Source organism: Frigoribacterium faeni, from assembly GCF_007988805.1.
Taxonomy (GTDB): domain Bacteria; phylum Actinomycetota; class Actinomycetes; order Actinomycetales; family Microbacteriaceae; genus Frigoribacterium; species Frigoribacterium faeni.
In genome coordinates this window covers 32,272-53,248 of the sequence record NZ_BJUV01000009.1, presented here as the reverse complement: position 1 = coordinate 53,248, position 20,977 = coordinate 32,272, and the positions used below count along the sequence as shown (strand labels likewise).

The following is a 20,977-nucleotide window of genomic DNA, read 5'->3' as shown; positions in this document are numbered from 1 at the left end:
GCGTCGTCTCGTCCGTCCACCGCGTGAGCTGCGGCGCGTGCCGCTCAGTACCAGTCGTTCGCCACCGAGTGGGCCCAGGCGCCGCACATGGTGCCGTACGACTGGCGGATGTAGCCGACGCCCCAGGTCACCTGGGTGCGGTAGTTGGTCTGCCAGTCGAAGGCGACCGACGCCATCTTGTTCCCGGGGAGCGACTGCGGGATACCGTAGGCGCCGCTGCCGGGGTTGCTCGCGGTGGTCCGCCAACCGGACTCCTTGTTCCAGAGCTGCACCAGGCAGGTGTACTCGGACCCGGTGCCGACCAGCGTCGCCGCGAACGCCTTGGCGCCGGCGGGGTCGTCGACGGCGCCGCTCGGGGGAGCGGTCGAACCGCCGCCCGCGGAGCCCGAGCCTGAGCCCGCCGACCCGCTGCCTCCGCTCGACGTCTCCGCTCCGCCCGCCGGGGCCGACGGCGTCCGAGCAGCCTCGGCCTCGGCCGCCGCGCGCCGGGCCGCCTTCTGCTGGGCCTCGTACGCCGCTCGCGCCGCCACTCCCGTGCGGTACCGCTGCTCGACCTCGGCGCTCGTGTCCTTCAGCGTCGCCAGCTGGGCGTAGAGCTCGGTGGACTGCTCGGTCGCGCTCGTGACCTCGGCGTCCGCCCGCGCCTGCGCGGCGGTCGCGGTGTCGGCCGCCGTGCGGGCCTCACGCGCGAGCGAGTCCCGTTCGGTCGCCGCGGCCGACGCCTGCGCGCTCAGCGAGGCGACGGTGTTGCTGCTCGCCGTGGCGTCGGAGAGGACGTTCTGCCAGCGGTCGCCGAGCTGCGTCAACGCGCCCAGCCGGTAGAGGACGGCGTCGGGGTCGTCCGAGGCGAACAGCTCGCTGCTCATCGACTGCGTCCCGCCCGTGAGGAACAGCCTTCCGGCCAACCGCCCGGCCTGCTGATGAGCCTCGTCGGCCGAGGCGGCGGCGCGGGCGGCCCGATCGGCCAGCTGGTCGGCGGCCTGCGAGGCGGCGGCCAGCGCCGCCTCGGCCTCGGCATCCGCCTGAGCGGCGGCCACGGCGTCGTCGCTGCGGGCCGCGGCGGTCTTCTCGAGGCCGTCGAGCGACGCGACGACCCGGTCGACCTGTCGCTGTGTGGCGGCGGTGTCGCCCTTGGCCGCCTCGACCTCGGCCCAGGTCGGGTAGTCGGCCGCCGCCGCGGGGGAGACGACGGCGAGGGAGCCCAGACCCAGCACCAGGGAGGCGCCGCTCAGCGCCGCGAGCACGCGCGTCGCCGGGTTCCGCCGGGACGTCTCGCGAGCAGCCATGCCGACGACCCTAGCCGTGCTCCCGCCGCACCGCGCCTCCTGGTCGGGGGCCACGCCCTCGCGCCTCCCGTCGTCCCGTCGTCCTCGGGTGCTAGGATCGCGCTCGGAGCAGGCCGGTACGGCTGCTGGTCACCGGTGGTGACAGGCGGAATGCCCCGAGCGACGCCTCCGCGTCGAGATCGGGTGCGGGGTCCGACCGTCTCTACTGTTGGCCAGACGTGCCACCGCCTCCGTCGCGTTGCTGCACGTGCATGTCCTCATGCCGTCCACGCCGCCCGCTCCCGGTACGACATCGAGGCCCACACGGGGCATCGATTCAAAACAAAGAGGAGAAACCCCCACATGGAGGGTCCAGAGATCAAGTTCGGCGAAGCCGTCCTCGACAACGGCAAGTTCGGCAAGCGCACCATCCGATTCGAGACCGGCCGTCTCGCCCAGCAGGCCCAGGGAGCCGTCGCCGCCTACCTCGACGACGACACCATGCTGCTGTCCGCCACCAGCGCCAGCAAGAAGCCGAAGGACAACTTCGACTTCTTCCCGCTGACCATCGACGTCGAAGAGCGCTCGTACGCCGCGGGCAAGATCCCCGGCTCGTTCTTCCGTCGCGAGGGCCGTCCCTCGACCGAGGCCATCCTGGTCTGCCGCCTGATCGACCGGCCGCTGCGTCCCTCGTTCGTCGAGGGCCTGCGCAACGAGGTCCAGGTCGTCATCACGGTGCTCAGCATCGCGCCCGACGAGTTCTACGACGCTCTCGCGATCAACGCGGCCAGCGCCTCCACCCAGATCTCCGGTCTGCCCTTCTCGGGTCCGATCGCCGGTGTCCGCCTCGCGCTGATCGGCGACCAGTGGGTCGCGTTCCCCAAGGCAAGCCAGCTCGCCGACGCCGTCTTCGACCTCACCGTCGCGGGCCGTGTCGTCACCGACGCCGCCGGCAACGACGACGTCGCGATCATGATGGTCGAGGCGGAGGCCACCGAGCACGCCTGGGGTCTCATCCAGGGCGGCGCCACGAAGCCCGACGAGGCCGTCGTCGCACAGGGTCTCGAGGCCGCCAAGCCGTTCCTGAAGCAGCTCGTCGAGGCCCAGGCCACGATGGCCGCCCAGGCCGCGAAGGAGATCGCCGACTACCCCGTCTTCCTGCCCTACACCGACGAGGTCCTCGAGGCCGTCACCGCGGCCGCCGGCACCGAGCTGGCCGAGGTCTACAAGATCGCGGGCAAGATCGAGCGCCAGGACGCCGACGACGCCCTCAAGGCCACCGTCAAGGACGCCATCGCCGCCAAGGTCGAGGCGGGCGAGCTGCCCGAGTCGGCCATCGGCCAGGTCGGCGCCGCCTACAAGTCGGCGACCAAGAAGGTCGTCCGCGGCCGCATCCTCACCGAGCAGATCCGCATGGACGGTCGCGGCCTGGCCGACATCCGTCCGCTCGACGCCGAGGTCCAGGTCATCCCGCGCGTGCACGGCTCCGCCATCTTCCAGCGCGGCGAGACCCAGATCATGGGCGTCACCACGCTGAACATGCTCAAGATGGAGCAGCAGATCGACTCGCTGAGCCCGGTCACCAAGAAGCGCTACCTGCACCACTACAACTTCCCGCCCTACTCGACCGGTGAGACCGGTCGAGTCGGTTCGCCGAAGCGTCGCGAGATCGGGCACGGCTTCCTCGCCGAGCGCGCCCTCGTGCCGGTGCTGCCGAGCCGCGAGGAGTTCCCCTACGCGATCCGTCAGGTCTCCGAGGCCCTCGGGTCCAACGGCTCGACCTCGATGGGCTCGGTCTGCGCCTCGACCCTGTCGCTGCTGAACGCCGGTGTGCCCCTCAAGGCCCCCGTCGCCGGCATCGCCATGGGCCTCGTCTCCGACGAGGTCGACGGCCAGACGCGCTACGCCGCGCTGACCGACATCCTCGGTGCGGAAGACGCTCTGGGCGACATGGACTTCAAGGTCGCCGGCACGAGCGAGTTCGTCACGGCGATCCAGCTCGACACGAAGCTCGACGGTCTGCCGACCGCCGTGCTCGACGCCGCGCTGAAGCAGGCCAAGGAGGCCCGCACGGCCATCCTCGGCGTGCTCAACTCGGCGATCGACGCTCCCGACGAGATGGCCCCGACCGCGCCCCGCGTGATCTCGGTCCAGATCCCGCAGGACAAGATCGGCGAGCTGATCGGCCCGAAGGGCAAGACGATCAACGCCATCCAGGACGAGACCGGTGCCGACATCAGCATCGAGGAAGACGGCACCGTCTACATCGGCGCCGTCGACGGCCCCTCGGCCGAGGCGGCCCGCGCCCAGGTCAACGCCATCGCGAACCCCACCAACCCCGAGATCGGCGAGCAGTTCCTCGGAACCGTCGTCAAGATCGCGTCGTTCGGTGCGTTCGTGTCGCTCCTCCCCGGCAAGGACGGCCTGCTGCACATCAGCGAGGTCCGCAAGCTCGCCGGTGGCAAGCGCGTCGAGAACGTCGAGGACGTCCTCGGAGTCGGCCAGAAGATCCTGGTCGAGATCACCAAGATCGACGACCGCGGCAAGCTGTCGCTCGCCCCGGTCGTGGCCGACGAGGCCGACACCGACTCGAGCGGTGCGACCGAGACGTCGACCGACGAGTCGGTCGACGCGTAACACGGCCTCACCCGACGAGCCCGTCGCGACCACCCGGTCGTGGCGGGCTCGCCGTCGTTCCGAGGCCGGCCCACGGCGCCGTCCGACCCCCTCGGAGAATGCTCGGAAATCTCTCGTAACGATTCGGTGCGGCGGCGGACGCCGACCCGTCCGGGCCCGTACTCTGACCGAGAGGCGCAGACCATAGCACGTGTCGATCAGGGGCACGGCGGGAGCGTCGGAAGAGAGGGGATGTCGGTGACCGACTCGACGGCCACGACCGCGCAGGCGGCCGACGCCGTCCGTGTGGGTGCGACGCCGACAGCGGCCCCCGCCGCGACCCCCACGGGGCCGGTCGGCCAGGCCACCGTCCCCGTCGATCTCGGGATCATCCAGCCGAGACGTCGCCTCGGGCTGTCCGACCTCCGGGTGTTCCCGATGGCTCTGGGCGGCAACGTCTTCGGCTGGACGGCCGACCAGACCGAGACGCGGTCCGTGCTCGACGCCTACTTCGATCTGGGCGGCAACTTCGTCGACACCGCCGACTCGTACGCCGGGGGGCGCAGCGAGATCATGATCGGCTCGTGGATGCGCTCGCGTCGATCGCGTGACGACATGGTCGTGTCCACCAAGGTCGGCAAGAGCGCCGATCACCCCGGTCTCACGCCGAAGGCCATCGAGCGCGCCGTCGAGGCCTCGCTCGAACGGCTCGGCACCGACCGCATCGATCTCCTCTACCTGCACGTCGACGACACCGAGGTGGCGTTCGAGCGGACCCTGCTCGCCGTCGACCACCTCATCCGCGCCGGCAAGGTGCGCTACTTCGGCGGCTCGCACCATTCGGGCAATCGGCTCTACGAGGCCCGCATCGCCGCCGGGATGCTCGGCGTCGCGCCGATGGTGGCCCTGCAGAACCAGTACAACCTGCTGAACCGCAAGGAGTACGAGACCGGTCTGGCCCGCGTCGCCAAGCAGCTCGGCCTCGGTGTGATGCCGCGCTTCGCCCTGGCGAGCGGGTTCCTGTCGGGCAAGTACCGCACGCGGGCCGACTTCGCCGGGTCGCGGCGTCGGTCGGACCTCTCGAGGCACCTCACCAAGCGGGGTCTCCGCGTCCTGCACGAGCTCGATCGGGTCGCGTCCGTGCACGAGGTCTCCACGGCCGCGATCTCGCTGGCCTGGCTCCTGACCAAGCCGAACGTCGTCGCTCCCGTGGCGAGCGCCACCAACGCCAAGCAGGTCGTCGAGCTCGCGCAGGCGGCCCGCGTCCAGTTGACGCGCCTCCAGGTGCTCGACCTCGACCGGGTCTCGGCGTAGTCCGATCGCGCGGCCGGGAGGGGCGCCTCCGGGGCCGATCCGCGCCTCCCGGGCTCGTCGGCGTCGTCCGTCACCGGGCGTGACGCCGCGGCAGGGCGATGCGGCGTCGAGGAGGCGCGGTGCCGGTCAGGCCGAGAGCAGGCGTTCCGTGGTGCGCCGCAGAGCCGCGGACGCCGCGATGGCGTCACCGGCGTAGGCGCCGATCTGGGCGCCGTCGAGGGCGAGCTGGAAGTCGTCGGCCGCGTCGCCCGGCATCGGGTGCCCGGCGTTCTTGAAGAGGTCGACGAGGGCGTCGGTCAGCCATTCGCGGTGCTCGGCGATGGCGACCCGCGCGGGGTGGGTGGGGTCGCTGAACTCGGCGGCGGCGTTGCCGTACGCGGAGCCTCGGAAGCCGGGCTCCTGCATGCGGGCGACGGCGGCGTCGACGAAGCGGACGACGGCGTCGCGGCCGTCCGAGGAGGCGGCGACGATCTCTGCGAGGGCGGCCACGTCACGATCGTGGCGTCCGGCCAGGAACTGCAGCACCAGGGTGTCCTTGGCGCCGAAGTGCTTGTAGAAGGTGGCCTTGGTGACCGACGACTCGGCGATCAGACGGTCGACGCCGACGACGCGGATGCCCTCGTCGTAGAAGAGGCGGTCGGCGGTGGTGAGCACGCGGGCGCGGGCGCCGGGAGTGGTCTGATCGGCGCGGGGACGGCCAGGGAGACGCTGGACGGCCGGTTGGGGGGAATCGACCGTCACAGCGTGGCTCCTTGGGACATATCGGCTTAGAGCCGCGTGGGGGGACGCGCGCTCCGGACCTTTCGATGATGTCCGACCAGCCGCCGCAGACGACCTCGCGGGGGGACGGATCGACTGCGGTAGATCAGACTGTAGCACCGATGAGGACAGACGAACCCGTCTGTTTGTCCACATTCACGTCCCCCACTTCGGGTGCCAGGTGCGGGCGGTAGGCTCGGGTCGATGAACGGACCGGTCGCGCTATCCCTCGACGAGGTCGAGCTCTCCTTCTCCGCGACGGGCGGTTCGCTCGTCCGACGGAGCGTCCTCCCGACGGGGGTCCGTGTCCTGAGCGAGAGCATGCCGGGTGCGCGGAGCGCCACGGTCGGCTTCTGGGTCGCGGTCGGATCCCGCGACGAGGAGTCCGGGGACCGGGGCTCCACGCACTTCCTCGAGCACCTCCTGTTCAAGGGCACGACCACCCGCTCGGCGCTCGACATCGCCGTGTCGTTCGAGTCCGTCGGCGGCGAGCACAACGCCGCGACCGGCAAAGAGCACACCTGCTACTACGCGAGGGTCCGCGACGTCGACCTCGACGACGCCGTCGACGTCCTCGCCGACATGCTCACCTCGTCGACCCTCGACCCGGTCGAGTTCGAGACCGAACGCGGCGTCATCCTCGACGAGCTCGCCATGGCCGACGACGATCCGGGCGACGTCGGCGGCGAGCGCCTGTTCGAGTCGGTCTTCGGCGACCACGCGCTCGGTCGTCCGATCGGCGGCTCGCCCGACAGCATCCGCGCTGCGGCCCGAGACGACGTCGATCGTCACTACCGGGCGAACTACCGCCCCCGCGACCTGGTCGTCACCGTCGCCGGCGCGGTCGACCACGACCGCTTCGTCGCACGACTCGACGCGGCGCTCCGGCGGTCCGCGTGGTCGACCGACGCCGCGCCTCCGGTGCCCCGTCGCCCGACCACGCCGGTCCTCCCTTCGCAGGGCGAGCCCCTGCTGGTCGTCCGGCGTCCGCTCGAGCAGGCCACCGTCCTCCTCGGGGTGCCGGGCATCCCCATCCGCGACGAGCGCCGCTCGGCCATGGCCGTCCTCAACTCCGTGCTCGGCGGCGGCATGTCGTCCCGTCTCTTCCAGGAGGTGCGCGAGCGACGAGGCCTCGCCTACTCGGTCTACTCGTTCGCCCCGAGCTACTCCGACGCCGGCCTCTTCGGGCTGTACGCCGGCTGCGCCCCGGCGAACGCGGGCGAGGTGGCCCGGCTGATGCTCGACCAGCTCGAGTCGATCGCGACCGTCGGCATCACGTCCGACGAGCAGCGCCGCGCCCTCGGGCAGCTGGGCGGCGCGGCGGCTCTCGCCCTCGAGGACAGCGACACGCGCATGAACCGTCTCGGCCGCGCCGAGCTGTCGACCGGCGAGTTCGTCGATCTCGACGCCTCGCTCGCCCGCATCGAGGCCGTCGATCCCGACGAGGTCCGCGACCTGGCCGCCGCGCTCCGCAACGGTCCGCTCTCGACCGTGGTCGTCGGCGAGGTCGACGAGTCCACCCTCCCGCTGCCCGTGTCGTCGACGTCGACGTCGAGCTCGATCCCGCTTCCATGAATCAGGAGACAACGGTGTCCCACTACCTGTACCTCGTCCGCCACGGTGAACAGCAGGACGCCGAGCACGGTCTGCCCGACGGCCCCCTCTCCGAGCGCGGCAAGCGCCAGGCCCGGATGATCGCCGAACGCCTGGGCGGTGTGCCGTTCGACGCGGCCTGGCACTCCCCGCTCGAGCGCGCAGCCGAGACCGCGCGCATCATGACCGAGCGCATGCCCGCGCTCGAGTCGGAGCCGTCGACGCTGCTGTTCGACTGCGTCCCCTCGGGTCCGACACCCGACATGCCGGCGTCCTACAAGCCGTTCTTCGGGGGAGTGACCGACGAGGAGATCGAGGCCGGGCAGGCCCAGATGGCCGACGCGGTGTCCGAGTGGCTCACCCCCGCGCGCGACGATCGTCACGACCTCCTGATCACCCACAACTTCGTCATCGGCTGGTTCGTCCGCGAGGTCTTCGGCGCACCCGCCTGGCGGTGGATGGGCGTCAACCAGGCGAACGCGGGGCTGACCATCATCCGGGTGCGGTCGGCGAAGCCGCCGGAGCTCGTGACGCACAACGATCTCGGCCACCTGCCCGTCGAGCTGCGGACGGGGCTGCCGGTCGATCAGTCGATCTGACCGAGGTCAGCCGAGGGGCTTGCCGTACCAGGCGGTGGCGTTCGGGTTGTCGTTGTACGGCGTGATCGCCGTGTAGCCGGCCGAACGGTAGAGGCCGCCCGCCGCCTCCAGGCCGTCGTTGGTGTCGAGGACGACCTCGTCGGCGCCGAATCGCCGCGCCCTCCGCTCGAGCTCGTGCAGGACGGTCCGACCGAGTCCGCGGCCCCGTGCCGAGGGGCTCACGAAGAGGTGCTTGACCTCGTAGCGCACCGGCGCCCCGGGCGCCGTGTCGAGCCGGCGGACCCCGCCGCAGGCCAGGGCCGGGGCCTCCGCGGAGGCATCGTCCCCCTCCTCGAGCACGACGAAGACGCCCGCCGGGGGAGCGAACGCGGCGTCGACCGGCGTCGCCGTGCGGTAGCCGCCCTGGGCCGCGGGGAAGGTCGCGGCCCGCTCGGCGAAGTACTCGGACAGCAACGAGGAGGCGCGGGGCGCGCTCACGGGCATCTCGCGGAATCGGGGCATCCACCGATGCTATTCGACGGCCTCACCGGTCGCGCCGGGTAGGTTTGAGCCATGACTTCCCGCATCGCCGTGGTCGGGGCCACGGGCACGCTCGGCACGTTCATCGTCGACCTGATCGGGCGGACTCCGGATCTCGAGCTGCACGCCGGCCTGTCGTCGCGCGACGACCTCGACCGCATCGTCGGCGCCGATCTCGTCGTCGACGTGACGCACCCCGCCGTCAGCCCCGGCATCGTCGAGCACGCCGTCCGGGCGGGGATCCCCGTCCTCGTCGGAACGTCCGGCTGGAGCTCCGAGCGGATCGCGAAGCTCTCGACCGTCGTCGCCGACGTCGCGGGCCCCGGCGTGCTCGTCGTCCCGAACTTCTCCCTCGGCTCCGTCCTCGCGACGCGCTTCGCCACGATGGCGGCCCGCTTCTACGAATCCGTCGAGATCGTGGAGGCGCACCACCAGGGCAAGGTCGACTCCCCGTCGGGCACGGCGGTCCGCACCGCGGAGCTGATCGCGGAGGCCCGTCGCGACCTGGGGCCGGTGTCGGCGCCGTCCTCCGATCAGAGGGCACGAGGTCAGCAGGTGGCCAGCGTGCCGATCCACAGCATGCGCCTCCGGGGCGTCGTGGCGAAGCAGGAGGTCGTGTTCGGCGGCGAGGGGGAGACCCTCACCCTGACCCACGACACCCTCTCGCCCCGTGCGTACGAGCAGGGTCTGCTCGTGGCCCTGGCGGCGACGCCCGGCATCACGGGCGTGGTCGTCGGGCTCGACCGCGTCCTGCCTCTCGACTGATGGCGGACGCTCGATGAAGGGCCGCGTCGGCGCCCTGCTGATGGCCGCCCTGCTCGTGCTCTACATCGCACTGGTGGGACAGCGTGCGATCGCCTTCTTCTCGACCGGCGACCCCGTGGCGATCGGACTCGGGATCGCCCTGGTCGTGCTGCCTCTGCTGGGCGTCTTCGCCCTCGTCGCCGAGCTGCGCTTCGGACTGACGACGCAGGCGATCGTGCGCGAGCTCCGTGAGACGGGGCAGCTGCCCGTCGACGACGTCCCCCGACGTCCGTCGGGCCGCTACGACCGTGAGGCGGCCGACGCGGCGTTCCCCGCCTACCGGGAGGCCGTCGACGAGGCGCCCGACGACTACCGCACCTGGTTCCGACTCGGCCTCGCCTACGACGCCTGCGGCGACCGCCGGCGGGCGCGTCAGACGATCCGCTGGGCCATCAAGCTGAGGCGCGACTCGAGGCGTTGAGTCGCCGCGGTCGTGTCAGAGACCGGCGGCCAGGGCGTCGACGGCCTCGTCGACGGTCCGGTGACGGAATACGAACCCGTCGGCCAGCAGCTTCTGCGGCACCACCTGCTGGCTCGGGAGGAGGAGCTCGCGCCCGGCCTCCTGCATCGCGGCCGAGATGACGAACTCGGGCACGGTGAACGCGTAGGGCTTCGACAGGTCGTGGGCGAGTCGGCGGGTCAGGGCGTCGCTGGAGGCGGGAGTCGGTCCGGCCAGGTTGACCGGCCCCTGGATCGCGGAGTCCATCAGGTGCACGATCGCGGCCGCCTCGTCGTGCAGGCTGATCCAGGGCCAGTACTGGTCGCCCGTCCCGAGCCGCGAACCGAGACCGAGCTTCGTCAGGGGCAGAAGGGGCGCGAGCGCACCGCCGGGGCCCACCACGAGGCCCGTCCGCAGCGTGACGACGCGCACGCCCTCCGGGGCCGTGTGCGCGGCGTCCTCCCAGGCCGCGACGACGTCGCTCAGGAACCCGGACCCGCGTCGGCTGTCCTCCGTCAGACGTTCGCCGGGGCGGTCGCCGTAGATCCCGACGGCCGAGCCGCTGAGGAAGGCGGCGGGCGTCGTCGAGGCGGCGCGCATGCCGGCCACGAGGGTCCGCGTGCTGTCCACGCGGGACGCGACGATCTGCTTCTTGTACCCGGGGGTCCACGGCAGGCGGCCGAGCGACGCGCCGGCGAGGTTCACGACGACGTCCGCCCGCTCGAGCAGCGTGCGGTCGACGATCCCGGCGGAGGGCACCCAGGTGAACTGCGTGTCGTCGCGCGGCTCGCCCCGCACGAGCGAGAGGACGGCGTGGCCGGCGGCGCGCAGCTGGCTCGTGAGCTCGGTGCCGATCAGTCCGGAGGCTCCGGCGATCAGGACGGTCCGGGGTGCGTCGGTCATGGATCCTGCTCTCCGGTCGGGGACGGGACGCGACCGCGCCCTCCTCGTCGAGCCTAGGCGCGCCTCCTCGGGGACGTCCGGGTGCGTCGCCGAGGAGGCGCGGGTCGGGTCGGCGGGAGGCCCGCGTCGTTGTCGGCGGCCGGTTGTAGAGTCGTCGCCGTGACCGATGCAGAAGCCGTGACCCCGCCCGCCCCCACCCCGGCTCCCCCCGAGCCGGCCGTCGAGTTCCGGTCCGACGTGACCGTCGAGCTGGTGCGCTCGAGCGCGCACGACTCCGACGTCCTCTTCGCCGCGCGGGTGTCGACCATGGGCGAGCTCACGCTCGACGGGGCGCAGGCCTCGGCCGACGGCGCCCAGGCGACCAAGGGCGCCGGGCTCATCAACTACCTCATGCGCGACCGCCACGGCTCGCCCTTCGAGCACAACTCGATGACCTTCTACGTCCAGGCGCCCATCTTCGTCTTCCGCGAGTTCATGCGGCACCGCATGGCCAGCTACAACGAGGAGAGCGGCCGCTACCGCGAGCTGAACCCGGTCTTCTACGTCCCCGCCGAGACCCGCAATCTGCAGCAGGTCGGCAAGCCCGGCGCCTACGACTTCCTGCCGGGCACGCCCGAGCAGAGCGCCCTCGTCCGAGACGAGACCGAGCGCACCTCCCGCGAGGCGTACGCCGCCTACAAGCGGATGCTCGACGCCGGCGTCGCCCGCGAGGTCGCCCGCATCGTGCTGCCGCTCAACATCTACTCGTCGATGTACGTCACCGTCAACGCGCGCTCGCTCATGAACTTCCTCAGCCTGCGCACCAAGCGCGAGGGCATGCACTTCCCGTCGTTCCCGCAGCGCGAGATCGAGATGTGCGCCGAGAAGATGGAAGACATCTGGGCCGAGCTCATGCCGCTGACCTACGCCGCGTTCGGCACCAACGGCCGCGTCGCACCCTGATTCCGGTGGACGGGCCCGGCGCTCCGGGCCCGTCCACCGACGTGCCGTCGGACTCGAGCCAGTACGCTAGCCGGGTGTCGAACAACAGCAACCCCTTCGGTCAGGTCCTCGTCGCTCTCGTCACCCCTTTCACCGCAGACGGTGAAGTCGACTGGCCTGCGGTCGAGAAGCACATCGACGACTGCATCTCGGCGGGCGCCGACGGCATCGTCGTCACCGGGACCACGGGCGAGACCAGCACGCTGACCGACCCCGAGAAGCTCCGCCTCGTCGAGGTCGGCAAGTCCGTGGCCGCGGGGCGCGCCAAGATCATCACCGGCGGCGGCTCGAACGAGACCGCGCACGCCATCCAGCTCTACAAGGCCAGCGAGAAGGCCGGCGCCGACGGCGTCATGATCGTCACGCCGTACTACAACAAGCCGACGCAGGCGGGCGTGCTCACCCACTTCCGCATGATCGCCGACGCGACCGACCTCCCGGTCATCCTCTACGACATCCCCGGGCGCACGGGCATCCCCATCAAGTACGAGACCCTGCTGCGTGCCGCCAAGCACCCCAACATCGTCGCCGTCAAAGACGCCAAGGGCGACTTCGCCGAGGTGAGCCGGGTGCTCAACCAGACCGACCTCCTCTACTTCTCGGGCGACGACGCCAACGTCCTCCCGCACCTCGCGATCGGCGCCTCGGGGCTCATCGGGGTGACGGCGAACATCGCCGCCGCCCCGTACCGGACCATCGTCGACGCGGTGAACGCGGGCGACCTGCACACGGCGACCCAGGCGCACCAGATGCTCGAGCCGCTCGTGCGGGCCGTCATGACGCACGTCCCCGGCACGGTGGCGGCGAAGTACATCCTGCACGGCCTGGGCCGCATCTCGAGCCCGCGGGTGCGTCTCCCTCTCGTCGGCCCGGAGGACACCGAGGCCGCGCTGATCGAAGACGAGCTGTCGCACGTCGGGGCGATCCCCGGCCTCGACCTCAGCCGGTTCCGGCCCGACCGCAACGCCGCGGCAGGCGGCGCGCTGCCCAAGGTGCACGGCACCACCCGCTGACCACCGCGCCCGCGCGGTCCACGATCTCCATCCGGGGCACGAGCCCCACCACAACCGAAGGAACAGATGCCCACGACAATCCACACTCCGCGAGCTCTCGAGAAGGGCACGCTCCGCGTCGTCCCGGTCGGCGGGCTCGGCGAGATCGGTCGCAACATGACCGTCTACGAGATCGACGGAAAGCTCCTCATCGTCGACTGCGGCGTGCTCTTCCCCGAAGAGCACCAGCCCGGCGTCGACCTGATCCTGCCCGACTTCTCGCCCATCCGTGATCGTCTCGACGACATCCTCGCCGTCGTGCTGACCCACGGTCACGAGGACCACATCGGCGCCGTCCCCTACCTGCTCCGTCTGCGGAAGGACATCCCGCTCATCGGGTCGCAGCTGACGCTGGCCCTGATCGAGGCGAAGCTCAAAGAGCACCGCATCAGCCCCTACACGCTCGCCGTGAAGGAGGGCGGACGCGAGTCGCTCGGCCCGTTCGACCTCGAGTTCATCGCCGTCAACCACTCGATTCCCGACGCGCTCGCGGTCGCCATCCGCACCTCCGCGGGCACCGTCCTGCACACCGGCGACTTCAAGATGGACCAGCTGCCCCTCGACGACCGGATCACCGACCTCCGCGCCTTCGCGCGACTCGGCGAGGAGGGGGTCGACCTCTTCCTGCCCGACTCGACCAACGCCGACGTCCCCGGATTCACGGCACCCGAACGCGACATCGGGCCCGTCCTCGACGACGTCATCCGCCGTGCCCCCCGCCGGGTCGTCGTGGCCAGCTTCTCGAGCCACGTCCACCGGGTGCAGCAGGTGCTCGACGCGGCGCACGCCAACGGTCGTCGCGTCGCGTTCATGGGTCGATCGATGGTCCGCAACATGGGGATCGCGGCCGACCTCGGCTACCTCAAGGTGCCCCAGGGCGTCCTGATCGACGCCAAGAAGGCGAAGGACCTCCCCGACGACCGCATCGTCTACATGAGCACGGGGTCGCAGGGCGAGCCGATGGCGGTCCTCGCGCGCATGGCCAATCTCGAGCACCAGATCGAGATCGGCGCCGACGACACGATCATCCTCGCGTCCAGCCTGATCCCCGGCAACGAGAACGCGGTCTATCGCGTGATCGACGGCCTCACCAAGCTCGGTGCGAAGGTCGTCCACAAGGGCAACGCCAAGGTGCACGTCTCCGGACACGCCTCGGCCGGCGAGCTGCTCTACTGCTACAACATCCTGCGCCCGAAGAACGTGATGCCCGTCCACGGCGAGCACCGCCACCTCTACGCGAACGCCGCTCTCGCGGTCCGCACGGGTGTGCCCGAGCAGAACACCATCCTCGGCGAGGACGGCGTCGTCGTCGACCTCCGCGACGGCGTCGCGACGGTCGTCGGGCAGCTCGACCTCGGGTACGTCTACGTCGACGGTTCGACCGTCGGCGAGATCACCGACGCCGATCTGAAGGACCGCCGCATCCTCAGCGAGGAGGGCTTCATCTCGGTCTTCATCGCGATGGACGCCTCGACCGGTCGCGTCGTCGTCGGTCCGGAGATCCAGTCGCGTGGCTTCGCCGAGGACGAGCGCGTCTTCGACGACGTCAAGCCGAAGATCATCGCGGCCCTTACGGAGGCCGCCGAGAACGGCACGCGCGACACGCACGCGTTCAGCCAGGTCGTCCGTCGCACCGTCGGCCGCTGGGTCAACACGCAGCACCGTCGGCGTCCGATGATCGTCCCGGTGGTCATCAGCGCCTGAGGCCTCGAGCCCGGATCCGACTCGACCCACGGAGCCTCCGCTCCGTGGGTCGAGTCGTTGACACACGCCCCTGCATCCGACCGCCGTCGGTGGTGGGCGGTACCGTGGAGCCCATGGCCACGCCCACGAAGTCGACCCCGCGTTCGCGCGCGGGCTCGCGTGCGTCCTCGGCGCGTGACGCGACCAAGGCCACCAAGAAGCTCCCCGCCGCCCGAGGTCCCGTTCCGGTGCACGAGGGTCCGAATCCGCTCGCCGCGGCCTGGATGGGCCTGGCCCACATGACCGGCGCCGCCTTCCGCCTCCTCGGACGCGAGACGCTCGACAAGAGCGAGCGTCGCGACGGCGTGCCGTTCTTCCTCGTCCTCCTGGCGATCGCCGGCGGCGTCGTCGAGTGGCTGAACCCGACGAGTCCCGTCGCGGTCGCGTTCGACGCGTACACCTTCGGCGGCCTCTTCGGTCGGGTGGCGTACGCCCTCCCGGTCATCATGATCCTCTTCGCGGGCTGGCTCTTCCGCCACCCCTCGTCCGTGCACGACAACACCCGCATCGGCATCGGGCTCGGGCTCTCGCTGGTGTCGATCAGCGCCCTGTGCCACATCTTCGGCGGCCAGCCGCAGGCGTCCGACGGCATGCCCGCCCTCGCCACGGGCGGCGGCGTGCTCGGCTGGGTGGTCGCCTCCTGGCTGGTCGCCCTGGCGACCGAGTGGGTGGCCGTGCCGCTGGTCGTGGTGCTCCTGGCCTTCTCCGTCCTCATCATCACGAAGACGCCGCCCAACCGGATCGGCCGCCGTCTGGGCGAGCTCTACTCCTACCTCTTCGGCGAGACGGTCGATCCGAGCGCCGGCGGATCCGCCACTGCCACCGCCGGCGACGACGACGGCGAACCGGAGACGCTGCCCTGGTGGCGCCGCAACGCCGACCAGCGCGAAGACGACCCCGCGTACGACACCCCTCTCGTGCGTCCGGCGGCCGAGACGGCCCCGACCGAGGTGCTCGGGCGACGCAAGAAGAAGAGGGTCGCGGCCGAGGTCGCGCCCACGTCGACTCCCGAACGGGTCGCCCCGCCCACGCCCTCGACGGCCGAGACCGACGTCTTCTCCACCGACCTGCTCGCCGATCTCGACCGGGCCGAAGACGCCGTGCGGGCTCAGGGCATCCCCGTCCCGCCGTCGCCGGCTCCGACGGCTGCGACGACCGTTCTGCCGGTGCCCGGAGGGACGCCCCCCGAGGGCGAGAGCGACGCCGCGTCGGCCTTCCTGGCTCCCGACGTCGACGACCCCGCGCCGCCCTCGCTCGACGTGGCCGCGGCCGACGACGCCCCGTACCGTCTCCCCGCGGTCAGCACCCTCGCCGTCGGCGAGCCCGCAAAGGCGCGCAGCGAGGCGAACGACGCCATCGTGGCCGCGATCTCCCAGGTGCTCGACCAGTTCAACGTCGATGCGAAGGTCACCGGGCTCAAGCGGGGCCCGACCGTCACCCGCTACGAGATCGAGCTCGGCCCCGGCGTCAAGGTCGAGCGGGTCACCGCCCTGACCAAGAACCTGGCCTACGCCGTGGCCTCCAACGAGGTCCGCATCCTGTCGCCGATCCCCGGCAAGAGCGCCATCGGCGTCGAGATCCCCAACACCGACAAGGAGATCGTCGCCCTGGGCGACGTCCTGCGGTCCTCGGCCGCGTCGAAGAGCACGCACCCGTTGACCATCGGCGTCGGCAAGGACGTCGAGGGCGGCTACGTCGTGGCCAACCTCGCCAAGATGCCGCACCTCCTCGTGGCCGGCGCCACCGGATCGGGCAAGTCGAGCTTCGTCAACTCCATGATCACCTCGCTGCTCATGCGGGCGAAGCCGGCCGACGTGCGCATGGTCCTGATCGACCCGAAGCGGGTCGAGCTGTCGATCTACGCCGGTGTCCCGCACCTCATCACGCCCATCATCACGAACGCCAAGAAGGCCGCCGAGGCGCTGCAGTGGGTCGTCAAAGAGATGGACATGCGCTACGACGACCTCGCCAGCTTCGGCTTCCGTCACATCGACGACTTCAACCGCGCCGTGGTCAACGACGAGATCGTCCTGCCCGCCGGCAGCGCACGGTCCCTCAAGCCGTATCCGTACCTCCTCGTGGTCGTCGACGAGCTCGCCGACCTGATGATGGTGGCCCCGCGCGACGTCGAGGACAGCATCGTCCGCATCACCCAGCTCGCCCGCGCCTCGGGCATCCACCTCGTCCTCGCGACGCAACGGCCGTCGGTCGACGTCGTCACCGGGCTCATCAAGGCCAACGTCCCCTCGCGGTTCGCGTTCGCCGTGTCGAGCGTCACCGACTCGCGGGTCATCCTCGACCAGCCGGGTGCCGACAAGCTGATCGGCCAGGGCGACGGGCTGTTCCTCCCCATGGGCGCCTCCAAGGCCATGCGCGTCCAGGGGGCGTGGGTGCAGGAGAGCGAGATCGCCCAGGTCGTGGCGCACGTCACCCGTCAGGCCCGCCCCGACTACCGTCCCGACGTGGCGGCCGTGGTCGAGAAGAAGGAGATCGACGGCGACATCGGCGACGACCTCGAACTGCTGCTCGCGGCGGCGGAGCTCGTCGTCAGCACGCAGTTCGGCTCGACCTCGATGCTGCAGCGGAAGCTCCGGGTCGGATTCGCGAAGGCGGGGCGCCTCATGGACCTCATGGAGTCGCGAGACATCGTCGGGCCGTCCGAGGGCTCCAAGGCCCGTGACGTCCTCGTGACCACCGAGCAGCTGCCGGGCGTCCTCGCCAAGATCCGCGGGGGCGACGCCGCTCCGTCGGGCCGGCCCTCCGCCCCGGCGGGTGGTGCGGACGTCGCGATCGACGACGACCCGGTCGAGGCCATGACCCGCGGCTACACCGAGGTCGACGACGACGAGGGCTCGGAAGACGCCTGGAACCTGACCGGAAGAGACTGACGTGACCGAACGAGACACCCCCGACGCGCCCCGGAGGGGTTCCTCCTTCTCGTTCCGCGGCCGCGTCGCCCGCTCGGGTCCCGGACCGGCCAGCACCGGCAACATCGCCAACATCATCACCGTCGTCCGCATCCTCATGGCGCCGGTGTTCATCGCCTGGCTCCTGATCGACGACGGGGCCGACGGGTCGCTGCGCATCTGGGCCGCCGTGCTGTTCGTCGTCGCGATCCTCACGGACAGCCTCGACGGCATGCTGGCCCGGGGGCTCGACCTCGTCACCGACTTCGGCAAGATCGTCGATCCCATCGCCGACAAGGTCCTGATCGGCGGTGCCCTGGTCTCGCTCTCGATCCTCGGCGAGCTGCCGTGGTGGGTCACCGTCGTCATCCTGGTCCGTGAGATCGGCATCACGGTGTTCCGCTTCATCGTCATCCGCGATCGCGTCATCCCCGCGTCCAAGGGCGGCAAGCTCAAGACCGTCCTCCAGGCGGTCGCGGTGACCCTCGCGCTCTTCCCGCTCTGGAACCTCCTCGGCCCGGGGATGCACTGGGTCAACGGCGTCCTCATGACGGCGGCGGTCCTCGCGACGGTCGTCTCCGGCCTCGACTACCTCCGCGTCGCGGCGAAGCACGGCCGTTCGTCGTGACCGTCGCCGCCGAGATCGTCGCGGAGCTGACCCGGCGTCGGCTCACCGTGGGTGTCGCCGAGTCGCTCACGGGCGGTCTCGTCGTCGCCGAGCTGATCGCCGTCCCCGGCGCGTCCGCCGTCGTCCGAGGGGGGATCGTCGCCTACCAGACCGAGCTCAAGCACAGTCTCCTCGGGGTCGACGCCTCCCTCCTCGCGCTGCGCGGTCCCGTCGATCCCGACGTCGCCGAGGCGATGGCCGTCGGGGTGCGGCGCGTGCTCGAGACCGACGGCACGCCGGCCGACATCGGCGTGGCGACGACCGGCGTCGCAGGCCCGGACCCCCAGGGCGGGCACGATCCCGGCGTGGTGTTCGTCGGTCTCTCCTGGGGCGACGAGACCCGGGTCGTCCCGTTGACCCTCGACGGCGATCGGGGAGCCATCCGACGGGGCACGGTCTCCGAATCACTCGCAGCACTTCAGGCCTGGTTGGTCGAGACACGGGAATAGACCGCGTTTCGGTCTCGTTACATCTATCGGGTTCACAAGTGTCATACAGTCCCTGCTGGTTACAGTGACAACCAGCTCAGCACTAGTGTTACTCAACCCACCGCCGATAATCCCGTCGTGGTGGGCTGTCCCCATCTGGAGGAGGGTCCCATGGTTCTGGTACGTCAAGAAATCGGTGACGTCCTTCGCGACTTCCGCCTGCAGAAGGGCCGCACTCTCCGCCAGGTCGCCAGCAAGGCGAGCGTGGCGCTGGGTTATCTCAGCGAGGTCGAGCGTGGTCAGAAAGAGGCGAGCTCCGAGATCCTCGCCTCCGTGGCCGACGCCCTCGAGACGCCGATCTCCGTCATCATGCGCGAGGTCGGCGACCGCATGGCCGTGATCGAGGGTCTGAACCCCATCCCCGACACCCTGCCCGACGACCTCGTCGCCGAATTCGACACCGACCTCGCGGTGCGCTGACCTCGGTCGCCGTCTCGAACGCCCCCGGCTCACGCCGGGGGCGTTCGTCGTCCGCGTCGGGTCCGGCTCCCGATGTCGGCTGGAGCGAGGCGATGCCCGGCGGGGTATCCTCCCCTGATGCGCAAGAGCGAGTTCACCCGTGCCGTCGTCGACGAGTTCGGCGAGGCGTACGGTCGCGTCGTCACACGGGACCTCGTGCTGTCGGCACTGGGGGAGCGCACCTCCGACGAGGCGCTGGCTCACGGGGTTCCGCCGCACGAGATCTGGTCGGCGCTCTGCGAGGCCGAGGGAGTCCCTCTCGCCCGTCGACACGGTGCGGGTCTCCCCGAGCCCAAGAGGTAGAGCGGGCTCCGGGGGGCGTCGAGGAGGCTCGCCCCGCCCCGCCCCGCCCCGCCCCGCCCCGTCGATCGGATGTTCGACACGCCGGGCGGCCCGGTTCGAACATGCGTTCGCACGGGTGGTAGCGTCCTCCACAGGGCCTGTCCGGTCCGAGATACGCACACCTGGCCGCCGTCGAATGATCGATGTCGGTGGTCGTCCGTAGCGTTCTCGTATCGACGTTCCCGAGTCTCCGGCTCCAGCCGAAGACACCAGCCTTGTCGTACCGTCTCCGACCCTGCACCATCGGTCGACGGCGACGCGACAGCCTACAGGCGCACGGACGACCACCACGAAGGAGAACATCATGCCCTCAGTAGCAGACCGCGAGAAGGCCCTCGAGACGGCACTCGCGCAGATCGACCGACAGTTCGGCAAGGGCGCCGTCATGCGCCTCGGCAGCGACGAGCGTGCTCCCGTGGCGGTGATCCCCACCGGGTCGATCGCCCTCGACGTCGCGCTCGGCATCGGCGGGATCCCCCGTGGTCGCATCGTCGAGATCTACGGTCCCGAGTCGTCGGGTAAGACGACGCTCACCCTGCACGCGATCGCGAACGCCCAGCGCAACGGCGGCATCGCCGCCTTCATCGACGCCGAGCACGCACTCGACCCCGAGTACGCGAAGAAGCTCGGCGTCGACATCGACGCCCTGCTCGTGTCGCAGCCCGACACCGGCGAGCAGGCCCTCGAGATCGCCGACATGCTGGTCCGGTCGGGTTCGATCGACCTCGTCGTCATCGACTCCGTCGCCGCGCTCGTGCCCCGGGCCGAGATCGAGGGCGAGATGGGCGATTCGCACGTCGGTCTGCAGGCCCGACTCATGTCGCAGGCGCTCCGCAAGCTCACCGGCGGGCTCAGCCAGACCGGCACCACGATGATCTTCATCAACCAGCTGCGCGAGAAGATCGGCGTCTTCTTCGGCAGCCCCGAGACCACCGCCGGCGGTAAGGCGCTCAAGTTCTACGCCTCGGTGCGCCTCGACATCCGCCGGATCGAGACCCTGAAAGACGGTAGCGATGCGGTCGGCAACCGGACCCGCGTCAAGGTGGTCAAGAACAAGATGGCTCCGCCCTTCAAGCAGGCCGAGTTCGACATCCTCTACGGGGTGGGCATCTCCCGCGAGGGCAGCCTGATCGACTTCGGCGTCGAGCACGGCATCGTCCGCAAGTCCGGAGCCTGGTACACGTACGAGGGCGACCAGCTCGGTCAGGGCAAGGAGAACTCGCGCAACTTCCTGATCAACAACAAGCCGATCGCCGACGAGATCGAACAGAAGATCCTGGCGAAGCTCGGTGTGGGTGGTGCCGTCGCCGCTGAGGCGCCCGTCCCGTCCATCGAGACCAAGATCGCCGCACGTAAGGGCGCATGACCTCGCGCGACGATTCATCTCCCGCCGACGACCTCGCTCCCGTCACGCCCCTGTTCGGGCGGCGCGGGGCGGGCCGTCCGGCCACGGGCAGTGCGCCGGTGGAGGCCGTGCCGAAGAAGCGACGCGGTCCGACGACCGACGAGGCATCGGAGGTGCAGAGCG

At 70.7% G+C, this 20,977-nt stretch carries 19 protein-coding genes; 15 read left to right on the top strand and 4 right to left on the bottom strand.

The annotated features are described in order from the left end of the window. Positions 1–44 precede the first annotated feature (44 nt). Entirely contained in the window at positions 45–1,286 is a 1,242-nt protein-coding gene (locus tag FFA01_RS15885; protein WP_167627297.1) for an aggregation-promoting factor C-terminal-like domain-containing protein, read from the bottom strand. A gap of 342 nt (positions 1,287–1,628) precedes the next feature. Here FFA01_RS15885 and FFA01_RS05990 point away from each other — a divergent pair, with 342 nt between their 5' ends. Both FFA01_RS05990 and FFA01_RS05985 read left to right on the top strand, forming a co-directional pair. Further along, positions 1,629–3,902, top strand: coding sequence for a polyribonucleotide nucleotidyltransferase (locus FFA01_RS05990; protein WP_146853995.1), 2,274 nt, complete (start codon positions 1,629–1,631; stop codon positions 3,900–3,902). Between the two features lie 231 nt (positions 3,903–4,133). Next, positions 4,134–5,195: an aldo/keto reductase gene (locus tag FFA01_RS05985; protein ID WP_146853993.1), complete on the top strand. Its 1,062-nt coding sequence runs from the start codon at positions 4,134–4,136 to the stop codon at positions 5,193–5,195. A gap of 126 nt (positions 5,196–5,321) precedes the next feature. Here FFA01_RS05985 and FFA01_RS05980 read toward each other — a convergent pair whose 3' ends face one another. After that, complete coding sequence (locus FFA01_RS05980) at positions 5,322–5,936, bottom strand: TetR/AcrR family transcriptional regulator (RefSeq protein ID WP_244289715.1); 615 nt, start codon at positions 5,934–5,936, stop codon at positions 5,322–5,324. 222 nt (positions 5,937–6,158) lie between these two features. On the opposite strand from FFA01_RS05980, the gene FFA01_RS05975 reads away from it, so the two are divergent. Further along, positions 6,159–7,529, top strand: a complete 1,371-nt coding sequence (locus FFA01_RS05975) for a M16 family metallopeptidase (RefSeq protein ID WP_146853989.1) — start codon at positions 6,159–6,161, stop codon at positions 7,527–7,529. 14 nt (positions 7,530–7,543) lie between these two features. Next, positions 7,544–8,146 (top strand): histidine phosphatase family protein, encoded by a 603-nt coding sequence (locus tag FFA01_RS05970; protein WP_146853987.1) that lies wholly within the window; start codon positions 7,544–7,546, stop codon positions 8,144–8,146. A gap of 6 nt (positions 8,147–8,152) precedes the next feature. Here FFA01_RS05970 and FFA01_RS05965 read toward each other — a convergent pair whose 3' ends face one another. After that, positions 8,153–8,647: a GNAT family N-acetyltransferase gene (locus FFA01_RS05965; protein WP_146853985.1), complete on the bottom strand. Its 495-nt coding sequence runs from the start codon at positions 8,645–8,647 to the stop codon at positions 8,153–8,155. 51 nt (positions 8,648–8,698) lie between these two features. Between FFA01_RS05965 and dapB the strand changes: the two genes are divergently transcribed. Next, on the top strand, positions 8,699–9,430 hold the full coding sequence (gene dapB / locus FFA01_RS05960) for a 4-hydroxy-tetrahydrodipicolinate reductase (RefSeq protein ID WP_146853983.1): 732 nt from the start codon (positions 8,699–8,701) through the stop codon (positions 9,428–9,430). A 13-nt stretch (positions 9,431–9,443) separates the two neighbouring features. Further along, complete coding sequence (locus FFA01_RS05955) at positions 9,444–9,890, top strand: tetratricopeptide repeat protein (protein WP_146853981.1); 447 nt, start codon at positions 9,444–9,446, stop codon at positions 9,888–9,890. A 15-nt stretch (positions 9,891–9,905) separates the two neighbouring features. On the opposite strand, the gene FFA01_RS05950 is transcribed toward FFA01_RS05955, so the two are convergent. Continuing rightward, a complete protein-coding gene (locus FFA01_RS05950; RefSeq protein ID WP_146853979.1) occupies positions 9,906–10,811 on the bottom strand; it encodes a TIGR01777 family oxidoreductase in 906 nt (301 codons plus the stop codon). 177 nt (positions 10,812–10,988) lie between these two features. On the opposite strand from FFA01_RS05950, the gene thyX reads away from it, so the two are divergent. From thyX to recA, 9 genes are all read left to right on the top strand, one after another. Beyond that, on the top strand, positions 10,989–11,753 hold the full coding sequence (gene thyX / locus FFA01_RS05945) for an FAD-dependent thymidylate synthase (protein WP_146854089.1): 765 nt from the start codon (positions 10,989–10,991) through the stop codon (positions 11,751–11,753). Between the two features lie 74 nt (positions 11,754–11,827). Then, complete coding sequence (gene dapA / locus FFA01_RS05940) at positions 11,828–12,805, top strand: 4-hydroxy-tetrahydrodipicolinate synthase (protein ID WP_146853977.1); 978 nt, start codon at positions 11,828–11,830, stop codon at positions 12,803–12,805. A 66-nt stretch (positions 12,806–12,871) separates the two neighbouring features. Next, positions 12,872–14,548, top strand: a complete 1,677-nt coding sequence (locus FFA01_RS05935) for a ribonuclease J (RefSeq protein ID WP_146853975.1) — start codon at positions 12,872–12,874, stop codon at positions 14,546–14,548. Positions 14,549–14,661: 113 nt separating this feature from the next. After that, entirely contained in the window at positions 14,662–17,475 is a 2,814-nt protein-coding gene (locus tag FFA01_RS05930) for an FtsK/SpoIIIE family DNA translocase (protein WP_146853973.1), read from the top strand. 1 nt (position 17,476) lies between these two features. Next, positions 17,477–18,121 (top strand): CDP-diacylglycerol--glycerol-3-phosphate 3-phosphatidyltransferase, encoded by a 645-nt coding sequence (gene pgsA, locus FFA01_RS05925; protein ID WP_146853971.1) that lies wholly within the window; start codon positions 17,477–17,479, stop codon positions 18,119–18,121. Further along, entirely contained in the window at positions 18,118–18,609 is a 492-nt protein-coding gene (locus FFA01_RS05920) for a CinA family protein (RefSeq protein WP_146853969.1), read from the top strand. Before pgsA ends, FFA01_RS05920 begins: the two co-directional genes overlap by 4 nt. Positions 18,610–18,759: 150 nt before the next feature. Continuing rightward, positions 18,760–19,068 (top strand): helix-turn-helix domain-containing protein, encoded by a 309-nt coding sequence (locus tag FFA01_RS05915; protein WP_055794896.1) that lies wholly within the window; start codon positions 18,760–18,762, stop codon positions 19,066–19,068. 117 nt (positions 19,069–19,185) lie between these two features. Beyond that, entirely contained in the window at positions 19,186–19,410 is a 225-nt protein-coding gene (locus FFA01_RS05910; RefSeq protein ID WP_146853967.1) for a DUF3046 domain-containing protein, read from the top strand. Positions 19,411–19,753: 343 nt separating this feature from the next. After that, positions 19,754–20,815 carry a recombinase RecA gene (gene recA, locus FFA01_RS05905; RefSeq protein ID WP_146853965.1) on the top strand — a complete coding sequence of 354 codons (1,062 nt, stop codon included), beginning with the start codon at positions 19,754–19,756 and terminating at the stop codon, positions 20,813–20,815. Positions 20,816–20,977 lie beyond the last annotated feature (162 nt).